Source organism: Veronia nyctiphanis (genome assembly GCF_004116385.1).
Taxonomy (GTDB): Bacteria; Pseudomonadota; Gammaproteobacteria; order Enterobacterales; family Vibrionaceae; genus Veronia; species Veronia nyctiphanis.
Genome location: NZ_PEIB01000081.1, coordinates 1 through 2,184, shown reverse-complemented (window position 1 = coordinate 2,184; position 2,184 = coordinate 1). Strand labels below are relative to the sequence as shown.

Below are 2,184 nucleotides of genomic sequence, written 5' to 3'. Positions count from 1 at the left end.
CTGATTGATGAACATTACTAAGTTAACGATGGATTAGAAAGCGGGGGCAGGTCACACCCGTTTTGGTAGAGAAAGAGTGGTTAACGTGCGTCGAAAAAGTGGGATGATGGGGCGCTAGGCCCCAAAGACGCAGGGTTGTTCGCAGGTGCGACGCACTGACGCAAAGCATGTGGACACATCAGAAAGGTAGAGAACCAAACACGAGTTCGCACCCTCCGACACAGTTTGCGCATGTTGGGTTTGTTGAACTAGACGACCTCGTGGCTACCAGAAATACTCCACAGAGGCGATCACAAGTAATGCAGTGATGGTTATGGAATATGCTTTGAGAAGAGGCGTACTTTGGGATTTGAACAGTACAAAGAGAGAACTAACAGCACCTAGCAATGCAGCAAGACTAGTGATTAAGCAATGTAGAGAGTAGATAGTCGCTGACTCATACTTGTTGCCACCTTCAGAAACCATGGCCTCTGCACCGAATTTGTAAGAGTTAATGGTGGCATGATCAGCCTTTACACCAATAAGCCAAAACTCACTCATACCTACGATTACAAACAATGCTAAAACGAGGCACCCGGGAAGATAAGCGAAGATTCTGAGGTAAATATTCTTATTGGTTTTCATTGCCATGATTCATGAATTTCATGGCTGAGCGTTTTTTGTCGTTTGGCTGCATTTGTTAGATTTTGCAACTTATCACCCGCTTTAACTTCTGTCTTTTTCTGTTTTCGCCAACATAGAAAGCACCACTCGGCGATACCTCGATTGAGAATTTCACATCCCAGATGCCGCTAATTTTTGCCCATACTGGAGGCTTGGGCACACTAAAGTGTTCGACATTAGAACCGTGCATAACGGTCATGCATGTACCACTTTCAGTTTCAAATATTGGTATTTCAGTTTTTTCAGATGGCTGAACCATTACCGTTTCATCGACGCCGTTAATGCTGGTTACTGAAATCTCGCGAGCATAATGGTTCTCAACAACACCGGAATATAAAATCGCGCATGAGGACAGCAATGGAGTTATGAGCAGAATTATTGTCAATCTCATTATGAACCTAACGTCAACTTAAGGGGCTTAAAACACACGCTTCATGTAAGGCTAGCCACCTTGAACACTAAAAATTGAACCAGTGTTTTTAGTCCCCTTGAAGCCATTGTTATAATCGTACTTCTTCACAAGTTGGTTTTATCTTAAACCCACTCTCAACTTCTTTCGGCTCTAAAAGAAGCTTTTCATTTTCACAAGACAATTTAATATCTGGAGCCCAGGAAGGTGTTCTTATTTGAGGAATATAAGCCCATTTCTTTCGGCCGTCAGGAGCGATAATACATAGATTAAAATAGTCTATTCCATCAAGTGGTAATGCCCACCGAACCAAAGACCATTTGTAGGTGTTTTTAAAAATAAAAGCACCTTCTTTATCCGTAATAGTAGAAAGTACCTCTTGCCGACTGTTAACTGAACAGGAATCACTAACCCCGTAAGCCAGTTGAATACTATACCCCTCAAGCCCCACGCCATCTTCTGTTAACACACCCGATACGTTTGGAGTTTCAATGTTCTTTGATGGAATAGGAACGCACCCTACTAAATTACTAGAAACAACAAGTAACAAAGCAATTCTTTGTAGGTACTTCATTTCTGCCTCAAAAATCATAACGCTCGACTAAACGGCGAGCAACTTGTTGCTAGTCCAGCTCCCGTAGGGGGGTGAGGTTTGATGGCCTTGTTATAAGCCCGACTTCATATACACGACTGTATTACCCAACTCTCCGCTGGGGAGTCGCCTCTCATTGACCAACATGGCCTCCAATTTGTAACCCGCTCTCTCCGCAACCGCTCGACTACTTTTATTGCCTTCAGCAGCACGAATTTCAATTCTGTTAGCTTTTAACTCCATGAAAGCATACTTCTCTAAAGCCTGTACTGCCTCAGTCATATAACCTTTGCCGACGCTAGAACTCCGCAACCAATACCCAATTTCAAAAAATGGTACCGATTTATCCCGAATGATAAGACCAATTGCTCCTATAAACCGATTTGAAGCCTTTTCTACGATTGAATATCGTAACTCTTCCTCAAAATTCTCGAAGTTCAAAATGGCGGTTTGTGTATTTCTAACTGTAGTGGTCAACTCATTCCGGACAGTAAATTAGGCCGATTTTCAGCCTTCGCAG

General features: G+C 42.9%; 3 protein-coding genes and 1 pseudogene. All 4 read right to left on the bottom strand.

The annotated features are described in order from the left end of the window. Window positions 1-264 precede the first annotated feature (264 nt). Window positions 265-624 carry a hypothetical protein gene (locus CS022_RS24440; RefSeq protein WP_129124461.1) on the bottom strand — a complete coding sequence of 120 codons (360 nt, stop codon included), beginning with the start codon at window positions 622-624 and terminating at the stop codon, window positions 265-267. A gap of 55 nt (window positions 625-679) precedes the next feature. Continuing rightward, the gene (locus CS022_RS24435; RefSeq protein ID WP_129124460.1) at window positions 680-1,048 is read right to left on the bottom strand and encodes a hypothetical protein; all 369 of its coding nucleotides are present in this window, start codon (window positions 1,046-1,048) and stop codon (window positions 680-682) included. A gap of 115 nt (window positions 1,049-1,163) precedes the next feature. Beyond that, a complete protein-coding gene (locus CS022_RS24430) occupies window positions 1,164-1,646 on the bottom strand; it encodes a hypothetical protein (RefSeq protein ID WP_145964546.1) in 483 nt (160 codons plus the stop codon). Between the two features lie 90 nt (window positions 1,647-1,736). After that, a pseudogene (locus CS022_RS24425) lies at window positions 1,737-2,123 on the bottom strand (GNAT family N-acetyltransferase); the annotation flags it as partial. Window positions 2,124-2,184 lie beyond the last annotated feature (61 nt).

What these genes read in the sequence shown, in the direction of transcription:
- CS022_RS24440 (WP_129124461.1), bottom strand. Translation starts at nt 624, where the DNA reads ATGAAAACCAATAAGAATATTTACCTCAGAATCTTCGCTTATCTTCCC.
- CS022_RS24430 (WP_145964546.1), bottom strand. Translation starts at nt 1,646, where the DNA reads ATGAAGTACCTACAAAGAATTGCTTTGTTACTTGTTGTTTCTAGTAAT.